Origin of the sequence: Acinetobacter seifertii (assembly GCF_016064815.1) — a bacterium.
In the GTDB taxonomy this organism is placed as follows: Bacteria; Pseudomonadota; Gammaproteobacteria; order Pseudomonadales; family Moraxellaceae; genus Acinetobacter; species Acinetobacter seifertii.
Window position 1 is genome coordinate 2108860 of record NZ_CP065820.1, and the last position, 18143, is coordinate 2127002.

Below are 18143 nucleotides of genomic sequence, written 5' to 3' on the forward strand. Positions count from 1 at the left end.
TGCTTACTCAGCCTTTTAAAGAAGTATGATACAAAACATGTGTTTTCTTGTGATTCTTAAATATCCAAATGTAATTAATGTGTAGTTGTGAAATTCTAGTGATAAATAATTCACAGTATTTACACTGAAGAAGTGGTATGTCTCGGTTTTTAACAATAAATTTTTAGTGTTGGTAATAGCAGCTTTCAAAATACTTAACTACATCAATTTAAAAAAAAGAAGATAATCATTTTTGAACTTTTGATTATCTTCCCTTATGTTTAAATCAATTTTCTAAATATATTGATGTGCTTCGCTTGGGAAAGAACCTTCTTTTACAGCTTTAACATATTCTTTAATAGCAGACTCAATACTTGATTGTCCTTCCATGAAATTTTTCACAAATTTTGCAGGCTTATCGTTTAAACCCAACATATCATGTAAGACCAGTACTTGAGCATCTGTATCGGCACCAGCACCAATTCCAATCACTGGTATAGAAACCGATTGACTGATTTGTGTTGCAACAACAGAAGGTACACATTCAATCAACAGCATTGCTGCTCCAGCTTCTTCTAAATGCTTTGCTGTATTAATTAAATTTTTTGCTTGGTCTTCAGTTTTACCTTGAACTTTAAATCCACCCAAAACATTTACAGATTGAGGTGTTAACCCAATATGAGCACATACAGGTACGCCATTTTGAGTTAATTTATGAATTGATTCAGCAAGCCATGAATCTCCTTCGATTTTTACCATATGTGCTCCGGCTTGCATTAAAAGGCCAGCATTTTTTAGCGCATCTTCCAGCGTTCCATAGGTCATAAATGACATATCAGAAATAATAAATGCGTTAGTATTTCCGCTTTTAACACAAGCAGTGTGATATACCATTTGTTCAGTTGTTACAGGTAAAGTGCTGTCATATCCCTGTAATACCATACCTAAAGTATCTCCAACTAGCAAAACGTCTACTCCTGCATTATTTGCGACCTTAGCAAAGGTAGAGTCATAACAAGTCAGAACAGCTATTTTTTGTTTTTGTTCTTTCATAGCTTTTAATGTCGTTAAAGTTATCGTTTTCATAGCTAATGATTCTAATCTTTAAAGAAGGATTTAAAGGTTAGTCTTTTTTGAAAGGTAAAATTTACCAAAAAATAATATATAAGATAACAGTATTAGAAAAATCTTCTAAAGATGAGATAAAAATTAATTTATTTTTCTTTATTATATTGATTAATATAATTACGATTTTTTCTTAATTTATGAATTATTATCAAAGGATTATGCACCCTTTTATTTTAAATTTTTTATTTTACAACTATTAAATTCAACTTGAATATTTAAAGAGATTTAATTAAAAAAATTATATATATTAATTATATAGATATATTTTTAACATCGTAAAAGATAAGCTTCACTTCTATTTTTTTCACTTTCTTTTTAGTTTCATAAAAATATGCAAAAAATAGTCAAATTGGTAATGTTAACCAAAATATATGACTAAATTTCATCAGATGTACGAGCAATATAGTACTATGGCCTTAAGTGCTTGGGGTTTTACTGATTTACCTTCTTATACAGATAGATACGATCCTAATGAGAAAGATATAGTGATAAAGACAAATAGCTGGTTGAATGATGATGCAGCAGAAGAAAAAACGCGTCAGGGTCTTACCGCCTTTGTAGCCCTCGATGATGCATTTATGAGTATCGCCTCACGTATATATGTCATTAGAAATGCCAAGGAAAGCATAGATCTACAATATTATATTTGGACTAATGATTTTGTAGGTAACCTGATTCTGCATGAGTTACTTAAAGCGGCAGATCGAGGAATAAAAGTTCGACTGTTAATTGATGATCAAAACGGTATAAAGCTTGATGGCATATTAAGAAGTCTTTTACAGCACTCTAACTTTGAAATCAGACTCTTTAATCCTTATAAATTTAGATACTTAAGAATATTTGATTATATTTTTCGCTTCAAAAAAGTGAATCACCGCATGCATAATAAACTTATTATTGCGGATGCCACTATTGCAGTAACAGGCGGTAGGAATATTAGTAGTGAATACTTTGAAGCAAGCAGTAAGTTTCAATTTACTGATATGGATATTTTGTTCTATGGAGATGCTGTAAGACATGCCCAAGCTGTATTTACTGATTTTTGGGAAAGTACCTTAAGTGTAAATGCAACCGATATTATTGGAACTTGTGCTGAGCATCATTTAAAAGCTCTAAGAGAGCATTATGAACAATTACATCATGAAGGCCAAAGCCTTACAGAAGATAAGCTTTATGATGCCCAGAGTTATTTAAAAGAGCTTTTAGAGCATAATCCTATTCAGTGGTCTAAAGCACACTTTGTGGCAGACTCACCCAAGAAGATTTTAGGAACAGCAACTGAACATGAAATGCTATATGGGCAAGTCATGTCTATTATGGGTAAACCTAAGCAGCATTTAGAATTAGCTTCGGCTTATTTTGTACCAACCCAACAAGGTACATATTACTTAAAACAACTACGAGTTGAAGGAATCAAAGTTCGCGCTTTAACCAACTCTTTTGCCGCCAATGATGTTGCGATCGTACATGCTTTTTATAGTCAATACCGCGTAGAAATGCTTAAAAATGGTGTTGAGCTTTATGAGTTTAAACCTGTGCTAGAACGGCGGCGTAGAACTTGGTACGAAATCGTAACGGGTAGCGTTATTCCGGCAAAAGGTAAAAATAAATCCAGTTTGCATGCTAAATTTTTTGATGTAGACGGCAAAGTATTTATTGGTTCTTTTAACTTTGACCCCCGCTCTACCTATTTAAATACCGAAGTTGGCTTAGTGATTGAGTCTAATCAATTACAAACCCAAATTTCCGTTATGTTAGATCAACACTTAACTCAAGTGGCCTATCAACTGAAATTAAATAGTGAAGGACAAATTGTCTGGCTCGATTACCAGTCGAATGGGCAAGTGATTGAATATAATAAAGACCCGGGAACTAGCCGCTTTCAACGAACAATGATTAAAGCTGTTTCTTACCTGCCTATTGAATGGATGATGTAATTTTTCAATATTACAAGAATCCGATTTTATTAAAGAATTGTTGATAGGCCTCTGCTTTTTTCTCAAGTGCCAAAGGATATGCTCTAGAAGAAGATGGTAACCGATATAAATGAATATCTCGGTCTGCAAAGTAGGTTGATGTCGATGTCCCAATTAAAGGTTTTTCCGTATTTTCAGGTAAAACCGAAATTAAGGTATCAGTGGCTTTATCGCCTGTCGTCATAATCGTTTGACATAAAGGAATTTGCTGAAGTAAAGCAGCCAAGTCCGTTGGAGTCACAATTTCCAGAAATTTATCGGAAGCATTACCCTTGAGGCGTTTAATTTGATAAGCCGTATCGAAAATAGCAATACCTGTTTCAGTTAAAAACTCTCGGATACGTTCTTCATTAAATGTTTTTTGATTTTCACTTAAGAAATAGGTTTTATCTTGGAAGAAGATTAAGCCAAAAATTCTCCACATGTCATTTTGAAAATTTGGATAATAAAAATCCATCTTCCATTTATTACGAGGTGGTGGAAAACTCCCTAGCATTAGTAAACGAGCATTTTCAGGTAAAAATGGTTGTAGTGGATGGGTTTCTATCTCAATTATCATAAAAAATCAGTATTTACTTCAAAGTTTATAAATAACTTAACGCATTTTCAGATTAATCACGAGTCAATAAATGCAAATTCTGTTAATCAAAACGTTAAGTTATTCCATATCCTATTGTTGAGGTATGCTGATTTTAAAAATGCTATGTGAGTTCTCGTTGATGTAATCTACCCTTCCTTTATGTGCAATCACTAGTGCTTGTACAACCGAAAGCCCTAAACCAGTTCCACCTAATTCTTTATTTCTTGATTGCTCAAGCCGAAAAAAAGGATTAAATAATTCTTTATGATGCTCAGCTGAAATGCCTGGGCCTTCATCTTCTATTTCTAAAACCCAATCCTGTTGATGATATTGGGTTGAAATTTTTAACTTGCCCGGATTTGCATATCGCGTGGCATTATCAAGTAAAGCAATTAAAACTTGTTCAATTCGTCTATGATCACATTTCACTTCTGGTGCCTGAATATTGAAAGTTACTTTAAGTTGAGCAGTCTGTAGTTTTTCTTGAAACATATGCACGACTTTATAGGCAGTTTCATTAAAATTAATCGTTTCAACATTAAGTCTGAGTTGTTGGTTTTCAAAAAGACTTAGAGTGCGTAAGTCTTCCACAAGGTTTGATAAGCCTTCAACTTGACTCAGTAAATTTTTAAATAAAACCGGATCTGGTTTAAAAACACCATCGATAATACCCTGTAGCCGTCCTTGTAAAATGGTGACAGGTGTTCTTAGCTCATGTGCAATCGCAGCATTCCAGACATGAGCGTTCTGTACAGAAGTTTCAAGCTTTTGTGCCATATCATTAAAATTATGCATGAGTTCAGCAATTTCAGAAGTATGATGCATAGAGCTTTCTACACGTGCAGTTAAATCACCCTGACTAATTTTTTTTGCTGCATCTGCTAGTAGATTAATTGGCACAATAAAACGCTGAGCAAGCTTAATTCCTAATATAATGGAAAATGCCGTACCAAATAGAAGTACGGCGAACAGCCATATGCCGTCTAAGTAGTGAAAAAACTCATCGCTCTCTTTTAATTTTTTAAGAGAAATAAGACCGACTTCGATCGCAACATAATAAGTACCATAACCTAATATGAGCGAACTCAACGTAACAATTAGACTGGTAAAGCTAAGTGCAATAATCAGTTGTTTACTAATGCCGGTTTTATTTTTCATGCGGATTATCCAAACGGTAGCCTACTCCACGAACATTAATCAGCATGTTCACTAAACCTAGCTCTTCCATTTTCTTTCGTAACTTACTGACATGGCTATCAACAGTACGTTCAAGTGCATCTCGATCTGGCAAACAATGATTCATCAGTTCCGAGCGGGTAAAAACTTTATATGGATGAGGTAGCATCAACAGCAAAATTTTATATTCAGTTAGGGTCAAATTAAGTGCTTGTTGCTTATTACCCAAATGAATATAAGCAGTATGTATTTCAGTATTTACTTCAATATTTTTATAAATCAGATTTCGGTTAGACATTTGCTGATTTTGTTGGGTGCGCCGTAATACTGCTTGTACGCGTGCAACCACTTCATTGGGATTAAATGGTTTTACGACAAAGTCATCTGCCCCAATTCTTAGAGCCATGACTTTATCAATTTCTTGATCTAAAGCAGTCAACATAATTACAGGTGTGGCTGCTTTTTGTCGAATTTTATTTAGAACTTCCCATCCACTTAATTCGGGCATTTTTATATCGAGTATGACCAAATCAATAGCCTGACTTGTATGTATTTCAATGGCTTGTTTACCATTCATGGCACGCACAACACGCATGCCTTCACGTTTTAAATAATGCTCAATTATATCGCCAATATCATAGTCATCTTCTACCACAAGAATAAGCTTATCCTGACAATTAAACGTAAAGGTTGACTCAAACATAGCAATAAAACGCGATAAAAATTTGATTTATGATACGCGCATTTTTTCTTAAGTCTCCACACTTTTTCCACATATTAGTGATTTTGGTTACACACACATCAAAAATAATGCCAGCATCTAGAAGTCCATTAGGTGTTACAAAAGTGCAGAAGCATTTTTTAGTTCCATTCATACTCTCAATTAGCCTTGTTTTGCATGGCTGTGGTAAAGAACAAGCGACAGATCAAGCTCAAGCACCAGAAGCTAAAGTCACTGTTTTAGCAATTCAACCGCAGTCTGTGAATTTTAGTGAAAACTTACCTGCGCGTGTTCAGGCTTTCCGTATAGCCGAAATTCGTCCTCAGGTAGGTGGTATTGTTGAAAAAGTTCTGTTCGCACAAGGTAGTGAAGTTAAGGCTGGACAACCTTTATATAAAATAAACTCGGAGATTTTTGAAGCTGATGTAAATAGTAATCGAGCTGGCCTAAACAAAGCTGAAGCAGAAGTTAATCGTTTAAAAGTACAACTTGAACGCTATCAACAACTCTTACCAAGCAACGCAATTAGTAAGCAAGAAGTAAGTAATGCCGAGTCGCAATATCGACAAGCGATTGCAGATGTTGCCCAAATGAAAGCTTTGCTGGCTCGTCAAAATCTTAATTTACAGTACGCCACAGTACGAGCACCAATTTCAGGCCGTATTGGTAAATCGTTTGTGACCGAAGGTGCTCTAGTCAGCCAAGCTGATAGCAATACAATGGCTACCATTCAACAAATTGACCGTGTTTATGTCGATGTAAAACAATCTATTGGTGAATATGAGCGCTTAAAGGAAGCTTTACAAAGTGGCGAGTTATCTGCCAACAATCAAAAAGGTGTACAAATCTTAAATAGTTTGGGACAGCCTTATAACGTATCGGCAAAAATGCTTTTTGAAGATATTAATGTCGACCCTGAAACAGGTGATGTCACTATCCGTATTGAAGTGTCTAATCCTGAACGAAAATTATTACCGGGCATGTATGTTCGCGTCAACATTGAACGCGCCTCTGTTCCTCAGGCTTTACTTGTTCCAGAACAAGCTATTCAGCGCAATATGAATGGCGACCCACAAGTTTATGTTGTAAATGCCAAAGGTAGTGCAGATGTACGCCCTGTAGAGCTAGGCCAACAATATCAACAATTTTATCTCATCAATAAAGGTCTAAATGCTGGAGATAAAGTTGTCGTTGAAGGGATTGAGCGTATTCAGCCCAACCAAAAGCTAGCGATTTCAGCATGGAAAGCCCCTTCGGCAGCAAATACGGTGAAGCAAGGAGATGCTAAATGATGTCTCAATTCTTTATTCGCCGTCCTGTTTTTGCATGGGTAATTGCAATTTTTATTATTTTATTTGGCGTACTGAGTATTCCAAAGTTGCCTATTGCACGCTTTCCAAGTGTTGCACCTCCTCAGGTGAATATTACGGCAAGCTATCCTGGCGCTACTCCTAAAACAATTAATGATAGTGTTATTACCCTCATTGAACGGGAAATGTCTGGAGTAAAAAATTTACTCTACTATAGCGCTACAACTGATTCGTCAGGGACTGCTGAAATTACTGCGACGTTTAAACCCGGTACTGATGTCGATATGGCTCAGGTCGACGTACAAAATAAGATTAAAGCGGTTGAAGCCCGCTTACCGCAAGTTGTTCGTCAACAAGGTTTAGCAGTCGAAGCATCATCCTCGGGCTTTTTAATGCTGGTCGGTTTAAACTCACCTAACCATCGTTATTCAGAAGTCGATTTAAGTGATTACTTGGTCCGCAATGTGGTTGAAGAACTTAAACGTGTTGAAGGTGTTGGCAAGATTCAATCCTTTGGTGCTGAAAAAGCGATGCGGATTTGGGTGGACCCAAACAAATTGGTTTCTTATGGACTCTCAATTAGTGATGTAAACAATGCGATTCGCAGCAATAACATTGATATTGCACCGGGTCGGCTTGGTGACCGCCCTTTAGTCAATGGGCAGCTAATAACAGTGCCGTTATCTGCTCAAGGTCAACTCGAAACAGTTGAACAGTTTAAAAATATTAGTTTAAAGAGCAATATTAGCGGTGCTCATATTAAGTTATCTGATGTAGCCGATGTAGAAATGGGCGCACAATCATATAACTTCGCAATTTTAGAAAATGGTAAGCCTGCGACGGCTGCGGCAATTCAGCTTAGTCCTGGTGCAAATGCAGTAAAAACAGCTGATGCAGTAAAACAGAAACTTGATGAATTAAAACCAAACCTGCCTGAAGGTATGCAATTTAGTATTCCTTATGACACTGCACCTTTTGTTAAAATCTCGATAGAAAAAGTAGTTCATACATTACTTGAAGCCATGGCGCTGGTTTTTATTGTGATGTATGTATTTCTTCATAATGTTCGCTACACCTTAATCCCTGCGATTGTAGCGCCAATTGCCCTGCTCGGCACCTTTACCATCATGCTTTTGACAGGTTACTCAATTAATGTGTTGACCATGTTCGGTATGGTGCTTGCAATCGGGATTATTGTCGATGACGCGATTGTGGTGGTGGAGAATGTTGAACGGATTATGGCAACTGAAGGCTTATCGCCCAAAGAGGCTACCTCTAAGGCCATGACAGAGATTACCAGCCCGATTATTGGTATTACCTTAGTGTTGGCGGCTGTATTTCTACCTATGGCTTTGGCAAGTGGTTCGGTTGGCATTATCTATCGTCAGTTTACGATTACCATGTCAGTTTCAATTTTATTCTCGGCATTTTTAGCTTTAACCCTCACTCCCGCACTTTGTGCAACGTTGCTAAAACCAATTGATGCTCATCATCAAAAAAAAGGGTTTTTCGCATGGTTTGATCGAAGCTTTGATAAAGTCACAAAAAAGTATGAAGTTATTCTGCTAAAAGTTGTTAAGCATACGATTCCGACTCTCATCATTTTTGTGGTGATTACAGGTTTGACTTTTGCTGGTATGAGATATTGGCCAACCGCTTTTATGCCTGAAGAAGATCAGGGTTGGTTTTTAACTTCGTTCCAATTGCCTTCAGATGCAACTGCTGAACGCACTCAAAAAATTGTTAAAGAATTTGAAGATCATTTAAATGAACAGTCCGATGTAACAAGCAATATTTCAATTATGGGTTGGGGATTTAGTGGTGCTGGTCAAAACGTTGCGCTCGCTTTTACAACCTTAAAAGATTTTGGTGAACGTAATAAATCTACAACCGACTATACCAATTTCGTTAATGCAGAAATGGCGAAAAGCAAGGAAGGTACAACGATGTCAGTACTTCCTCCAGCCATTGATGAATTAGGTACCTCTTCAGGTTTTAGTTTGCGCTTACAAGATAAAGCAAATTTAGGAATGCCAGCTTTAATCGCAGCACAAACAAAACTCATGGAAATGGCGGCTCAAAACAAAAAGTTTTATATGGTTTACCCTGAAGGTCTGCCACAAGGCGACAATATTAGCTTGAAAATAGACCGTGAGAAATTAAATACCTTAGGTGTAAGCTTTGCTTCTGTTTCAGATATTATTTCGACTTCTATGGGATCTATGTATATCAATGACTTCCCAAATCAGGGGCGTATGCAACAAGTCATTGTTCAAGCCAATGCACAATCGCGTATGCATTTAAAAGATATTTTGAGCTTGAAAGTTGCTGGTGCAAATGGACAACTGGTGTCTTTATCTGAGGTGGTCACTCCGCAGTGGAACAAGTTACCGCAGCAATATAATCGCTATAATGGCCGCCCTTCATTAAGTATTTCTGGCGTTCCTAATATTGGAGTTTCTTCAGGCGATGCAATGCGAGAAATGGAAAAATTGATTGCTAAGCTTCCTCAAGGCATTGGCTATGAATGGACGGGTATTTCTTTGCAGGAAAAACAGTCTGAATCGCAAATGGCATTTCTTATTGCTTTATCGATGTTGGTCGTGTTTTTAGTGTTAGCTGCACTTTATGAAAGCTGGTCAATTCCACTTTCAGTTATGTTGGTTGTTCCTTTAGGTATTTTTGGTGCTATTTTAGCGATTATGTTAAGAGGAATACCAAACGATATTTTCTTCAAAATTGGTCTGATTACCATTATTGGTTTATCTGCAAAAAATGCGATCTTAATTGTTGAGTTCGCAAAAATGCTCAAAGAAGAAGGTATGAGCTTAATTGAAGCAGCAGTTGCGGCAGCGAAGTTACGTTTACGCCCAATTTTAATGACTTCTCTTGCCTTTACTTTTGGTGTGATTCCGCTGGTAATTGCAAGTGGTGCAAGTTCTGAAACCCAGCATGCGTTAGGGACTGGCGTGTTTGGAGGTATGATTTCTGCGACAATTCTGGCTATATTTTTCGTACCGGTCTTCTTTATTTTTGTGTTGGGAGCAGCAGAAAAACTATTTTTAAAGAAGAAAACTAACTCATAAAACTCATTGAGGCGAAACAGTTAAGTGTCTCGCCTCAATCATTTCTAGATTTATATTCATGCTAAAAAGCAGATTATTTAAGAGTTTAATACCTTAAAGACTTTACCTGTTCTAGGATGAGCAAAGGTATTGTCTTGATCCAAATTGATGACTTTGTCTGAAATCACAATCTTGGAAAGAGGTAACCAGTTTTGTTGTATTTCACTTGAAACCAAATTTTTTTCAAATGTATTTTCGAAAATTTGTTCTACTACAATTTCCATACCGCACATACTTTTCGCATTAACTTCTTTTAAAATATGACGTTTAGACATTTTAGTCTCCATTTTCTTATTCTTAACATAAAAAATAATAGAGTTTGTTTTGCTACAATGTGTAAAGTTTAACATTTAAAGTGTTCTTTTTGTTTTATTAAATATGTCTCAAATAATTAAAGAATAATAAAATTTTATATAACATGAAATTTATTTTTAAATTAACTTATTAGTCTTATTTTTATTTTAGATAAAGTTAATTTTAAATATTAGAAGGGTTCACTGATGAACCCTTATGAAATTCTAAACTTGTACAGCATTATCGAGTGAACCATCATCTTTAACTTTGTTATTATCTTTATTAATTAATGAGTCAGTGTCACTACCTGTGCTAAAGCTCTTACTATTTTTCTGCTTTTTCTTGTACATGCACATGCCAATTGCAATACCTGTTCCTAGTACTAAAATTGATTTTAACATTTTACACCTCTTCAATCGACGGAGAAACTTTTTATAAATCAGCTTAAATTAATAGCACATTATTTGTTATTTAAGGGCTTTGATTTGAGCCGCTTTTGTAAGGTATTTAATTTTTATGTTAATTGAAGAGTGTAATAGTTTCAAAATAAATTTTGATACAAAGCAAAAAGCCTATTCTAAAAAAAGAATAGGCTTTCTACTGTATTTCAGGATTAAGCAGTATTATTAATTGCTTGAAGCAATCTTATTTATCTTTGAATACAACTTAAATGTATTTAATGCTGAACTTTTAGTCAATATAGTAAAGAGATGATTTGCAGTTAATTAGCAAATCATGTGATGAACTTCTCATTTTTTATAAGCAATAAAAAACGCCCATTTCTACTTCTCAAGAAAAAATGGGCGCAAGTGAAAACCACTAAAGACCTGAAATACCAAATGTTCTTACATTTAGTAATATTGATTCTAGTTAATTTACCGAATGGTTGACAATTAAACCAGTTGTACTTTTTCTAGTCATTTCGGCCAATAAAAAATGTAAAATAATTCGCTATTTTCAATAAGTTTAGCGATAGATTATTCATCTAAAATACGATTAAGCACAGTCAACCAGTTAGAAAAACAGATTTTTTCAACGATTTCATGCGAATAGTGCCTTTTTTGCATTCTCTCGATGAGTAGGTGTAGTCCCCTTACATCTTCAATTTCATGACTAATGAGCGCCCCATCAAAGTCGGAACCAAAACCAACATGATCTATCCCTATTTCGTCTATTAAATATTCTAGATGTTCTAAAATGACATCAATGGATGTGTTTGCATCACGCTGTCCATCTTTACGTAAAAATGCGACATCAAAATTTAATCCAACTATCCCTTTAGAGTCTCCGATCGCTTTGAGTTGATCATCTGTTAGATTTCTGGCTTGTGGACATAAGGCATGGACATTCGAATGAGTCGCGACAATGGGCTGTTGAAGAATGTTAGCGGTATCCCAAAAAGCTTTTTTGTTCATATGGGAAACATCAATCACCATTTTTTTATCAGCACAGCGCTTTATAAATGCTTTGCCCTCGTGTGTAAGACCTAGCCCTGTATCAGGAGAATGGGGAAACTTAGCGTTTAAACCATGTCCAAAACGACTGGGTCTATTCCAAAGCGGCCCGATGCTACGAAGCCCTGCATCATAAAATACATCGAGTAAATCTGGATTAAGTTGTAGTGCTTCGGCGCCTTCCATATGCAATACAATGGCTAACTTTTGTTTTGCTAAGCAGTGCTGAATATCCTGAACAGTTGTGCAAATTTGAATGTCATTAGAATACTCGGCGAGTTGTTTTGCTAAATCGAGTTGTTCCAGACAAATTTGTTCAATTTGCTGTTGTGTGAAGTCAGATGAGGTTTGGTCAAAAAGCTTATTAGGATGGTGCTGCTGAACATAGGCAAAAGGTGGTAAGAAAATAGCAAACATACCGCCAACAAAACCCGCTTCTTGACAGCGTTTTAAATCGAGATGCCCTGCTAAACGTTCCTGAATAAAAGCTTGAGCAGGATTGCGATGATCGCTTAACCAAAGGCGCGTTAGTACATCATTATGACCATCAAAAACAGGAATTGAGCTATGGTTCATATTTACGTTCTCACCACTATTCATCTGCAATATTTTGAACAGGAATGTTTTGCTGAACCGTAAATTGCTTTGAATTTTTAGTATTACGGAACACTAGTTTTTCTAGAGAGGAATCGAGTTCACTCTCGGCACGTGCTTGTTCAATAAGCTGATGATATGGCGATTTACCGCAGACAGGATCTGCATTGCTTGCATCGCCTGTTAACATATAGGCTTGGCAACGACAGCCACCAAAGTCGCGGTCTTTATCTGGGCAACTACGGCAGCCTTCTGGCATCCATGCATCGCCACGGAAGTGGTTAAAACCTGTAGATTCATACCAAATATTGGAAAGGCTTTGCTCACGAACATTTGGGAAAGAAATTGGTAACTGTCTAGCGGCGTGACAAGGCAAAGCCATACCATCTGGTGCAACGGTAAAGAAAATTTTGCCCCAGCCATTCATACAGGCTTTTGGTCTTTCTTCGTAATAGTCAGGCACTACAAAAATAAGTTTGCAAGGATGATTTTGTGCTTTTAACTTGTCGCGATATTCATTGGTAATACGTTCAGCACGTATGAGTTGTTCTTGTGTTGGTAATAAACCTTGACGGTTTAAAAATGCCCAACCATAAAACTGACAAATTGCTAACTCGACTGTATCTGCATTAAGTTCAAGGCAAAGCTCGATAATCTTATCAATCTGGTCAATGTTATGTCGATGAATCACAAAATTAAGAACCATCGGATAATCATATTTCTTAACAAGTCGGCACATTTCATACTTTTGTTCAAAAGCATGTTTCGATCCTGCCAAAGCGTCATTAACAACTGGGTCACTTGCCTGAAAGCTAATTTGAATATGGTCTAGGCCAGCTTGCTTTAAGTGGGAAATTCGCTGTTCGGTAAGGCCCATACCAGAGGTAATGAGGTTGGTATAAAACCCAAGTTGGTGCGCATGCGCCACAAGCTGTTCCAGATCTTGACGCACTAAAGGTTCACCACCTGAAAAACCGAGTTGTACAGCACCCATTTGACGTGCTTGATCGAAAACGTCAAACCACTCTTGCGTGGTCAATTCATTTTTGTGCTGTGCGTAGTCTAAAGGATTTGAACAATATGGACATTGTAGCGGACAACGATACGTTAGCTCCGCTAGTAGCCATAGGGGTAAACCAACACCATTGGTCATATAAAATCAATCCAGTGCTGTTGCTGGGCAACTAACATGTAATCAATAACATCATTATCAATTTCAGCTATATCGCCAAATTGTTGCTTAAGTTGGGCAATAATGGCAGAAACGTTATTTTTCCCATCAATATATTGTCCAATGGCCCCTGCACTTTCATTTAACTTGATCATGCCTTCAGGATATAAAATCACAAAGCCATTTTGAGCGGGTTCAAATTGGAAACGATAACCTTGTCGCCATGTTGGCACAAGATTTACATCAAATTGTTCTTTATTCATTTAAATAGTCCTTTATGCCATACACGTTCTTGAGTCACACTATGATATGGTGCTTCATTGTGTACGTATGCCAGTGTTAAGGCATCTAAAATGCTCCATAAAATATCTAGTTTAAACTGCAATATTTCCAGCATTCTTTGTTGTTGCTCATGTGTGGTAAATGAATCAAGTGTGATTGTTAAACCATGTTCAACATCACGGCGTGCTTGACTTAAACGAGAGCGGAAATATTCATAGCCTTTGTCATCAATCCAAGGGTAATGTTGTGGCCATGATTCAAGGCGAGACTGATGAATCTGCGGTGCAAATAATTCAGTTAAAGAGCTGCTTGCTGCTTCACGCCATGATGCACGACGTGCAAAGTTCACATAGGCATCTACAGCAAAGCGAACACCCGGTAAAACCAATTCTTCGGAAATCACTTGCTCACGACTCAAACCAACAGCTTCTGCCAAGCGTAGCCATGCCTCTCGACCACCACCATCAGGATATTCACCATCTTGGTCAATCATGCGTTGAATCCATTCCTGACGCACGCGCTGGTCTGGACAATTTGCCATAATCGCGGCATCTTTGAGTGGAATGTTGATTTGATAATAATAACGGTTTGCAACCCAAGCCTGAATTTGTTGCTGAGTCGCTTTACCTTCATACATCATTAGATGAAATGGATGATAGATATGATAATACTGACCTTTATCAATAATAGCCTGTTTAAATTGTTCGGTTGTTAAAGCTTCAGGTGTTTGTGTCATAGCGCACCTTAGAGTTCGATCTGCATGCCATCATAGGCAACCTCTACACCATTTGCCTTTAGTTCGGCAAACTGAGCGGAGTCTTCATTTAAAATTGGATTGGTATTGTTAATATGAATTAGTACTTTTTTCGGTGTATTGAGTTGGTTCAAATAAGACAACGAACCACCTTCACCACTAATGTATAAATGACCCATTTCACGGCCAGTTTTTTTACCTACACCCGTTTGTTGCATTTCATCATCGGTCCAGAGTGTACCATCAATCATGACACAATCTGAATTTTGCATAATCTGCATGATTTGATCGTCAATCTTTCCAAGCCCTGGCGCATAGAACAACTGTTTTAGCGTTTTATGATCTTTGATGATTAAGGCAATATTGTCGCCTTCATGCGGGTCATGGCGATGTGGTGAATATGGTGGTGCAGCGCTTTGAATAATTAAAGGTAAAAATTCTAGATTTTCGAAACCATCAATTCTAAAAGCTTGTTTAGGATTAATTTCATTGTATTGAAGACCGCCATTCCAATGCTTCAACATATTAAAAACTGGAAAACCTGTGGTCAGGTCTTGATAGACCATTTCTGTACACCACACATTCATTGGACAGCCTTCACGTAAAGTTAAAAGTCCAGTGGTATGGTCAAGCTGGCTATCCATCAAAATAACGTTGGTAATGCCCGTGTCACGTAATTTACGTGCAGGTTGAGCTGCTTTAAAGTCAAATAATTGCTGACGGATATCTGGTGATGCGTTTAATAAAATCCAGTCTACGCCGTTTTCTGAAACCGCAATTGAAGATTGAGTACGTACTTTGGCATTCATCGTACCTGTACGGACACCATGACAATTAGGACAATTACAGTTCCACTGAGGGAAGCCGCCTCCAGCTGCTGAACCTAAAATATAAATATACATAAAATTAATATCTTATTAGAAAGACATAAGCCCTAGAACAAAACTAGGGCTTATGACAGATTTGAATAGAAATAATTAACGTGCTTCAAAGTACATTGTTACTTCAAAACCAATACGTAAATCAGTGAAAGCTGGTTTTGTCCATTGCATAAATTTTTCTCCAGTCAGGATTAATCTTGTGAAATGAATCACTTGATCAAATCTTATAAAGCAATTAAAAATTTATTCTAATTAAAAATGTCACGTTTGTAGATAAGGTTGGTACAAGATATTGTTCGATAATTGTGTTTTTTGTCCAAATTTTAATAACTCCTTATCAATAAAAGGAAATTAAAAAAGCCATAGCAAATGAATATTCTGCTATGGCAGATGTTTTACACGGCTAAGTTCATTAAGTGTTGCTGCGCAATATAAAGCTCTTGCCCCTCTTTAGGCTGATATTGCACCCAAGTTCCATCGGCTTGTAGCTCCCACGCTTGACGATTATCTTTTAGATAATTGTTTAGCCCATCTTCAATCACTTGTTTCTTTAATTTTTTACTTTCGATTGGAAAACACGTTTCGATACGAGAGAACAAATTTCGTTCCATCCAGTCTGCACTAGCGCAAAATACTTTTGTATCGCCATCATTATAAAAATAGTAAACCCGTGTATGTTCTAAATAGCGCCCAACAATTGAACGTACCCGAATATTATCTGACAGTCCTGCAACTTGTGGTCTTAAACAGCAAATGGAACGAATAATTAAATCAATTTGTACACCTGCTTGAGAGGCTTTATAAAGCGCGCTGATGAGCTGTGGTTCAGTAAGCGCATTCACTTTAATGATGATATGCGCCTTCTTGCCAGCAAGACTATTTTTAATTTCCTGCTCAATAAGCTCAAGTAACTGTGGGTGTAAGGTAAACGGTGCATGAAAAAGTTTTTTAAGCTTTGCCATTTTGCCCATACCAGTAAGTTCTTGGAAAATCTTATGCACGTCTTCACAAATTTCAGCATCACTCGTAAGCAGGCCAAAATCGGTATAAATTTTGGCATTCACCGCATGATAGTTGCCTGTACCTAAGTGGACATATCTTTTCATTTTGTCTTGTTCACGGCGAACAACTAAAATCATTTTAGCGTGAGTTTTATAACCAACAATGCCGTAAACCACAACTGCGCCCGCTTCTTGCAATACGTTAGCTACTTCAATATTGGACTCTTCGTCAAAACGTGCCCGTAACTCAATGACCGCTGTAACTTCTTTTCCATTACGTGCAGCTTCTGCAAGAAGTTGAACGATTTCCGAGTTCGCTCCACTACGGTATAAGGTTTGTTTAATTGCCAAGACATTCGGATCTTGGGCAGCTTCCCGAAGAAACTTGATGACAGGTGCAAATGAGTCAAACGGATGATGAAGTAAAACATCCCCTGCTTTTAACACATCAAAAATTGGCTTTTTGCTATAGAGGAGTTTTGGTAAAACTTGTTGATACGGTTTATAGCGTAAATCTGGCAAATCAAAGTTTGAAATAAAGCGGGCTAGGTTGACGGGACCATCGACGTAATAAAGATGTTCTGCATCTAAATCAAATTGCTCTAATAAATAGTTAGCAATTTCTTCAGGACATTTTTTTGCTACTTCCAAACGAACTGCTTGACCAAAACGGCGTGAAGACAATTCACCCTTTAAAGCCACGGCCAAGTCTTCTACATCTTCTGAAACGGTTAAATCGGCATTTCGGGTTACGCGAAATTGATGACAACCTGTGGCTTTCATGCCGGGGAATAAATCTGAAATGTGCTGATGAATAATAGCCGAGAGCAGAATGTAATGTTCTGCACCACCAGAAATATGCTCTGGAATTTTAACCAGTCTTGGTAACGAACGCGGTGCTGGCACAATAGCTAAATCAATTTGACGTCCGAAAGCGTCTTTACCTTCTAAAGTCACAATAAAATTAAGACTTTTATTGACCAGTCTTGGAAATGGATGTGCAGGGTCTAAACTAATTGGTGTGACTACAGGTTGTACTTCTTTAAAAAAGTATTCTTTAATCCAGTCTTTATGCTTTTCTAATATATCGCCGTGCTGAATAAAGTGAACGCCATAGCCTTGTAGCTGTGGCAACAACGTATAATTTAAAATGTTATATTGCTCTTCAACGGCTTCATGAGCATTTTTCGAAATTTGCTTTAATACTTCTGCTAATGGCAAACCTTCTGGCCCAGTTGCTTGACTCATTAAGCTAATTTTCTGGATTAAACTTGCCACACGGATTTCGAAAAACTCATCCAGATTGCGTGAAAAAATGATTAAAAAATTTAAACGTTCAAGTAATGGGTGTTCAATATCTTTGGCCTGAGCAAGCACTCGCTTATGAAACTCTAATAAAGAGAGTTCTCTATTAATATATGTCTCTAAATTATGCTGGTTTGAGCTAGATAAAGTTGGTAATGATGTCATTCTTGACTCTTATAATTGATAAAAAGTGAACATGAATAAAAAAAGATTAATTTAGTAATGTATAACCGATTTTATTCACCGGACATTTTGTAACTGTTTTATTGCAAATTCATGAATTTTTTATGAAAACCTTAAAAATTACGATCTGTTTTAGCGCCTTATCTATTTCCTTTTGATCATGCTTATCTACCACCATCTTAGCATTATTTTTTTAAAGATCATCTGATTTTGATTAAGATTTAGTTTT

The 18143-nt window shown here is 36.8% G+C and carries 16 protein-coding genes; 3 read left to right on the forward strand and 13 right to left on the reverse strand.

What is annotated here, in order from left to right:
• Nucleotides 1–273: 273 nt before the first annotated feature.
• Complete coding sequence (panB, locus tag I8T81_RS09745) at nucleotides 274–1065, reverse strand: 3-methyl-2-oxobutanoate hydroxymethyltransferase (protein ID WP_191106298.1); 792 nt, start codon at nucleotides 1063–1065, stop codon at nucleotides 274–276.
• Between the two features lie 413 nt (nucleotides 1066–1478).
• Between panB and I8T81_RS09750 the strand changes: the two genes are divergently transcribed.
• A complete protein-coding gene (locus I8T81_RS09750; RefSeq protein ID WP_100192906.1) occupies nucleotides 1479–3044 on the forward strand; it encodes a phospholipase D family protein in 1566 nt (521 codons plus the stop codon).
• Nucleotides 3045–3054: 10 nt separating this feature from the next.
• On the opposite strand, the gene I8T81_RS09755 is transcribed toward I8T81_RS09750, so the two are convergent.
• The 3 genes from I8T81_RS09755 to adeR form a co-directional block, all read right to left on the reverse strand.
• Complete coding sequence (locus tag I8T81_RS09755; RefSeq protein WP_191011619.1) at nucleotides 3055–3642, reverse strand: uracil-DNA glycosylase family protein; 588 nt, start codon at nucleotides 3640–3642, stop codon at nucleotides 3055–3057.
• Nucleotides 3643–3753: 111 nt separating this feature from the next.
• Entirely contained in the window at nucleotides 3754–4821 is a 1068-nt protein-coding gene (gene adeS, locus I8T81_RS09760; RefSeq protein ID WP_198071002.1) for a two-component sensor histidine kinase AdeS, read from the reverse strand.
• Nucleotides 4811–5542, reverse strand: coding sequence for an efflux system response regulator transcription factor AdeR (gene adeR / locus I8T81_RS09765; protein WP_198071003.1), 732 nt, complete (start codon nucleotides 5540–5542; stop codon nucleotides 4811–4813). Before adeR ends, adeS begins: the two co-directional genes overlap by 11 nt.
• 143 nt (nucleotides 5543–5685) lie before the next feature.
• On the opposite strand from adeR, the gene I8T81_RS09770 reads away from it, so the two are divergent.
• Both I8T81_RS09770 and I8T81_RS09775 read left to right on the forward strand, forming a co-directional pair.
• Complete coding sequence (locus tag I8T81_RS09770) at nucleotides 5686–6852, forward strand: efflux RND transporter periplasmic adaptor subunit (protein ID WP_198071004.1); 1167 nt, start codon at nucleotides 5686–5688, stop codon at nucleotides 6850–6852.
• Nucleotides 6849–9956: an efflux RND transporter permease subunit gene (locus I8T81_RS09775; protein ID WP_198071005.1), complete on the forward strand. Its 3108-nt coding sequence runs from the start codon at nucleotides 6849–6851 to the stop codon at nucleotides 9954–9956. Before I8T81_RS09770 ends, I8T81_RS09775 begins: the two co-directional genes overlap by 4 nt.
• Nucleotides 9957–10033: 77 nt before the next feature.
• Here I8T81_RS09775 and I8T81_RS09780 read toward each other — a convergent pair whose 3' ends face one another.
• The 9 genes from I8T81_RS09780 to ppk1 all read right to left on the reverse strand — a co-directional run bounded on the left by I8T81_RS09780 (nucleotide 10034) and on the right by ppk1 (nucleotide 17896).
• Nucleotides 10034–10270 (reverse strand): hypothetical protein, encoded by a 237-nt coding sequence (locus tag I8T81_RS09780; RefSeq protein ID WP_198071006.1) that lies wholly within the window; start codon nucleotides 10268–10270, stop codon nucleotides 10034–10036.
• A 243-nt stretch (nucleotides 10271–10513) separates the two neighbouring features.
• Nucleotides 10514–10690, reverse strand: coding sequence for a hypothetical protein (locus I8T81_RS09785; RefSeq protein ID WP_039253692.1), 177 nt, complete (start codon nucleotides 10688–10690; stop codon nucleotides 10514–10516).
• 576 nt (nucleotides 10691–11266) lie between these two features.
• A complete protein-coding gene (locus I8T81_RS09790) occupies nucleotides 11267–12319 on the reverse strand; it encodes a dipeptidase (protein WP_086496784.1) in 1053 nt (350 codons plus the stop codon).
• Nucleotides 12320–12335: 16 nt separating this feature from the next.
• On the reverse strand, nucleotides 12336–13490 hold the full coding sequence (gene pqqE / locus I8T81_RS09795) for a pyrroloquinoline quinone biosynthesis protein PqqE (RefSeq protein WP_198071007.1): 1155 nt from the start codon (nucleotides 13488–13490) through the stop codon (nucleotides 12336–12338).
• A complete protein-coding gene (gene pqqD / locus I8T81_RS09800) occupies nucleotides 13487–13771 on the reverse strand; it encodes a pyrroloquinoline quinone biosynthesis peptide chaperone PqqD (RefSeq protein ID WP_039253697.1) in 285 nt (94 codons plus the stop codon). The genes pqqE and pqqD overlap by 4 nt, the downstream gene beginning before the upstream one ends.
• Nucleotides 13768–14526, reverse strand: a complete 759-nt coding sequence (gene pqqC / locus I8T81_RS09805; protein ID WP_198071008.1) for a pyrroloquinoline-quinone synthase PqqC — start codon at nucleotides 14524–14526, stop codon at nucleotides 13768–13770. Before pqqC ends, pqqD begins: the two co-directional genes overlap by 4 nt.
• A gap of 8 nt (nucleotides 14527–14534) precedes the next feature.
• Nucleotides 14535–15446 (reverse strand): pyrroloquinoline quinone biosynthesis protein PqqB, encoded by a 912-nt coding sequence (gene pqqB / locus I8T81_RS09810; protein ID WP_198071009.1) that lies wholly within the window; start codon nucleotides 15444–15446, stop codon nucleotides 14535–14537.
• A gap of 75 nt (nucleotides 15447–15521) precedes the next feature.
• Complete coding sequence (gene pqqA, locus I8T81_RS09815; RefSeq protein ID WP_001982218.1) at nucleotides 15522–15596, reverse strand: pyrroloquinoline quinone precursor peptide PqqA; 75 nt, start codon at nucleotides 15594–15596, stop codon at nucleotides 15522–15524.
• Between the two features lie 224 nt (nucleotides 15597–15820).
• A complete protein-coding gene (ppk1, locus tag I8T81_RS09820; protein WP_198071010.1) occupies nucleotides 15821–17896 on the reverse strand; it encodes a polyphosphate kinase 1 in 2076 nt (691 codons plus the stop codon).
• Nucleotides 17897–18143 lie beyond the last annotated feature (247 nt).

What these genes read in the sequence shown, in the direction of transcription:
- I8T81_RS09780 (WP_198071006.1), bottom strand. Translation starts at nt 10,270, where the DNA reads ATGTCTAAACGTCATATTTTAAAAGAAGTTAATGCGAAAAGTATGTGC.
- ppk1 (WP_198071010.1), bottom strand. Translation starts at nt 17,896, where the DNA reads ATGACATCATTACCAACTTTATCTAGCTCAAACCAGCATAATTTAGAG.
- I8T81_RS09755 (WP_191011619.1), bottom strand. Translation starts at nt 3,642, where the DNA reads ATGATAATTGAGATAGAAACCCATCCACTACAACCATTTTTACCTGAA.
- adeS (WP_198071002.1), bottom strand. Translation starts at nt 4,821, where the DNA reads ATGAAAAATAAAACCGGCATTAGTAAACAACTGATTATTGCACTTAGC.
- pqqC (WP_198071008.1), bottom strand. Translation starts at nt 14,526, where the DNA reads ATGACACAAACACCTGAAGCTTTAACAACCGAACAATTTAAACAGGCT.
- I8T81_RS09775 (WP_198071005.1), top strand. Translation starts at nt 6,849, where the DNA reads ATGATGTCTCAATTCTTTATTCGCCGTCCTGTTTTTGCATGGGTAATT.
- adeR (WP_198071003.1), bottom strand. Translation starts at nt 5,542, where the DNA reads ATGTTTGAGTCAACCTTTACGTTTAATTGTCAGGATAAGCTTATTCTT.
- pqqE (WP_198071007.1), bottom strand. Translation starts at nt 13,490, where the DNA reads ATGACCAATGGTGTTGGTTTACCCCTATGGCTACTAGCGGAGCTAACG.
- I8T81_RS09785 (WP_039253692.1), bottom strand. Translation starts at nt 10,690, where the DNA reads ATGTTAAAATCAATTTTAGTACTAGGAACAGGTATTGCAATTGGCATG.
- I8T81_RS09790 (WP_086496784.1), bottom strand. Translation starts at nt 12,319, where the DNA reads ATGAACCATAGCTCAATTCCTGTTTTTGATGGTCATAATGATGTACTA.
- I8T81_RS09750 (WP_100192906.1), top strand. Translation starts at nt 1,479, where the DNA reads ATGACTAAATTTCATCAGATGTACGAGCAATATAGTACTATGGCCTTA.
- panB (WP_191106298.1), bottom strand. Translation starts at nt 1,065, where the DNA reads ATGAAAACGATAACTTTAACGACATTAAAAGCTATGAAAGAACAAAAA.
- pqqD (WP_039253697.1), bottom strand. Translation starts at nt 13,771, where the DNA reads ATGAATAAAGAACAATTTGATGTAAATCTTGTGCCAACATGGCGACAA.
- pqqB (WP_198071009.1), bottom strand. Translation starts at nt 15,446, where the DNA reads ATGTATATTTATATTTTAGGTTCAGCAGCTGGAGGCGGCTTCCCTCAG.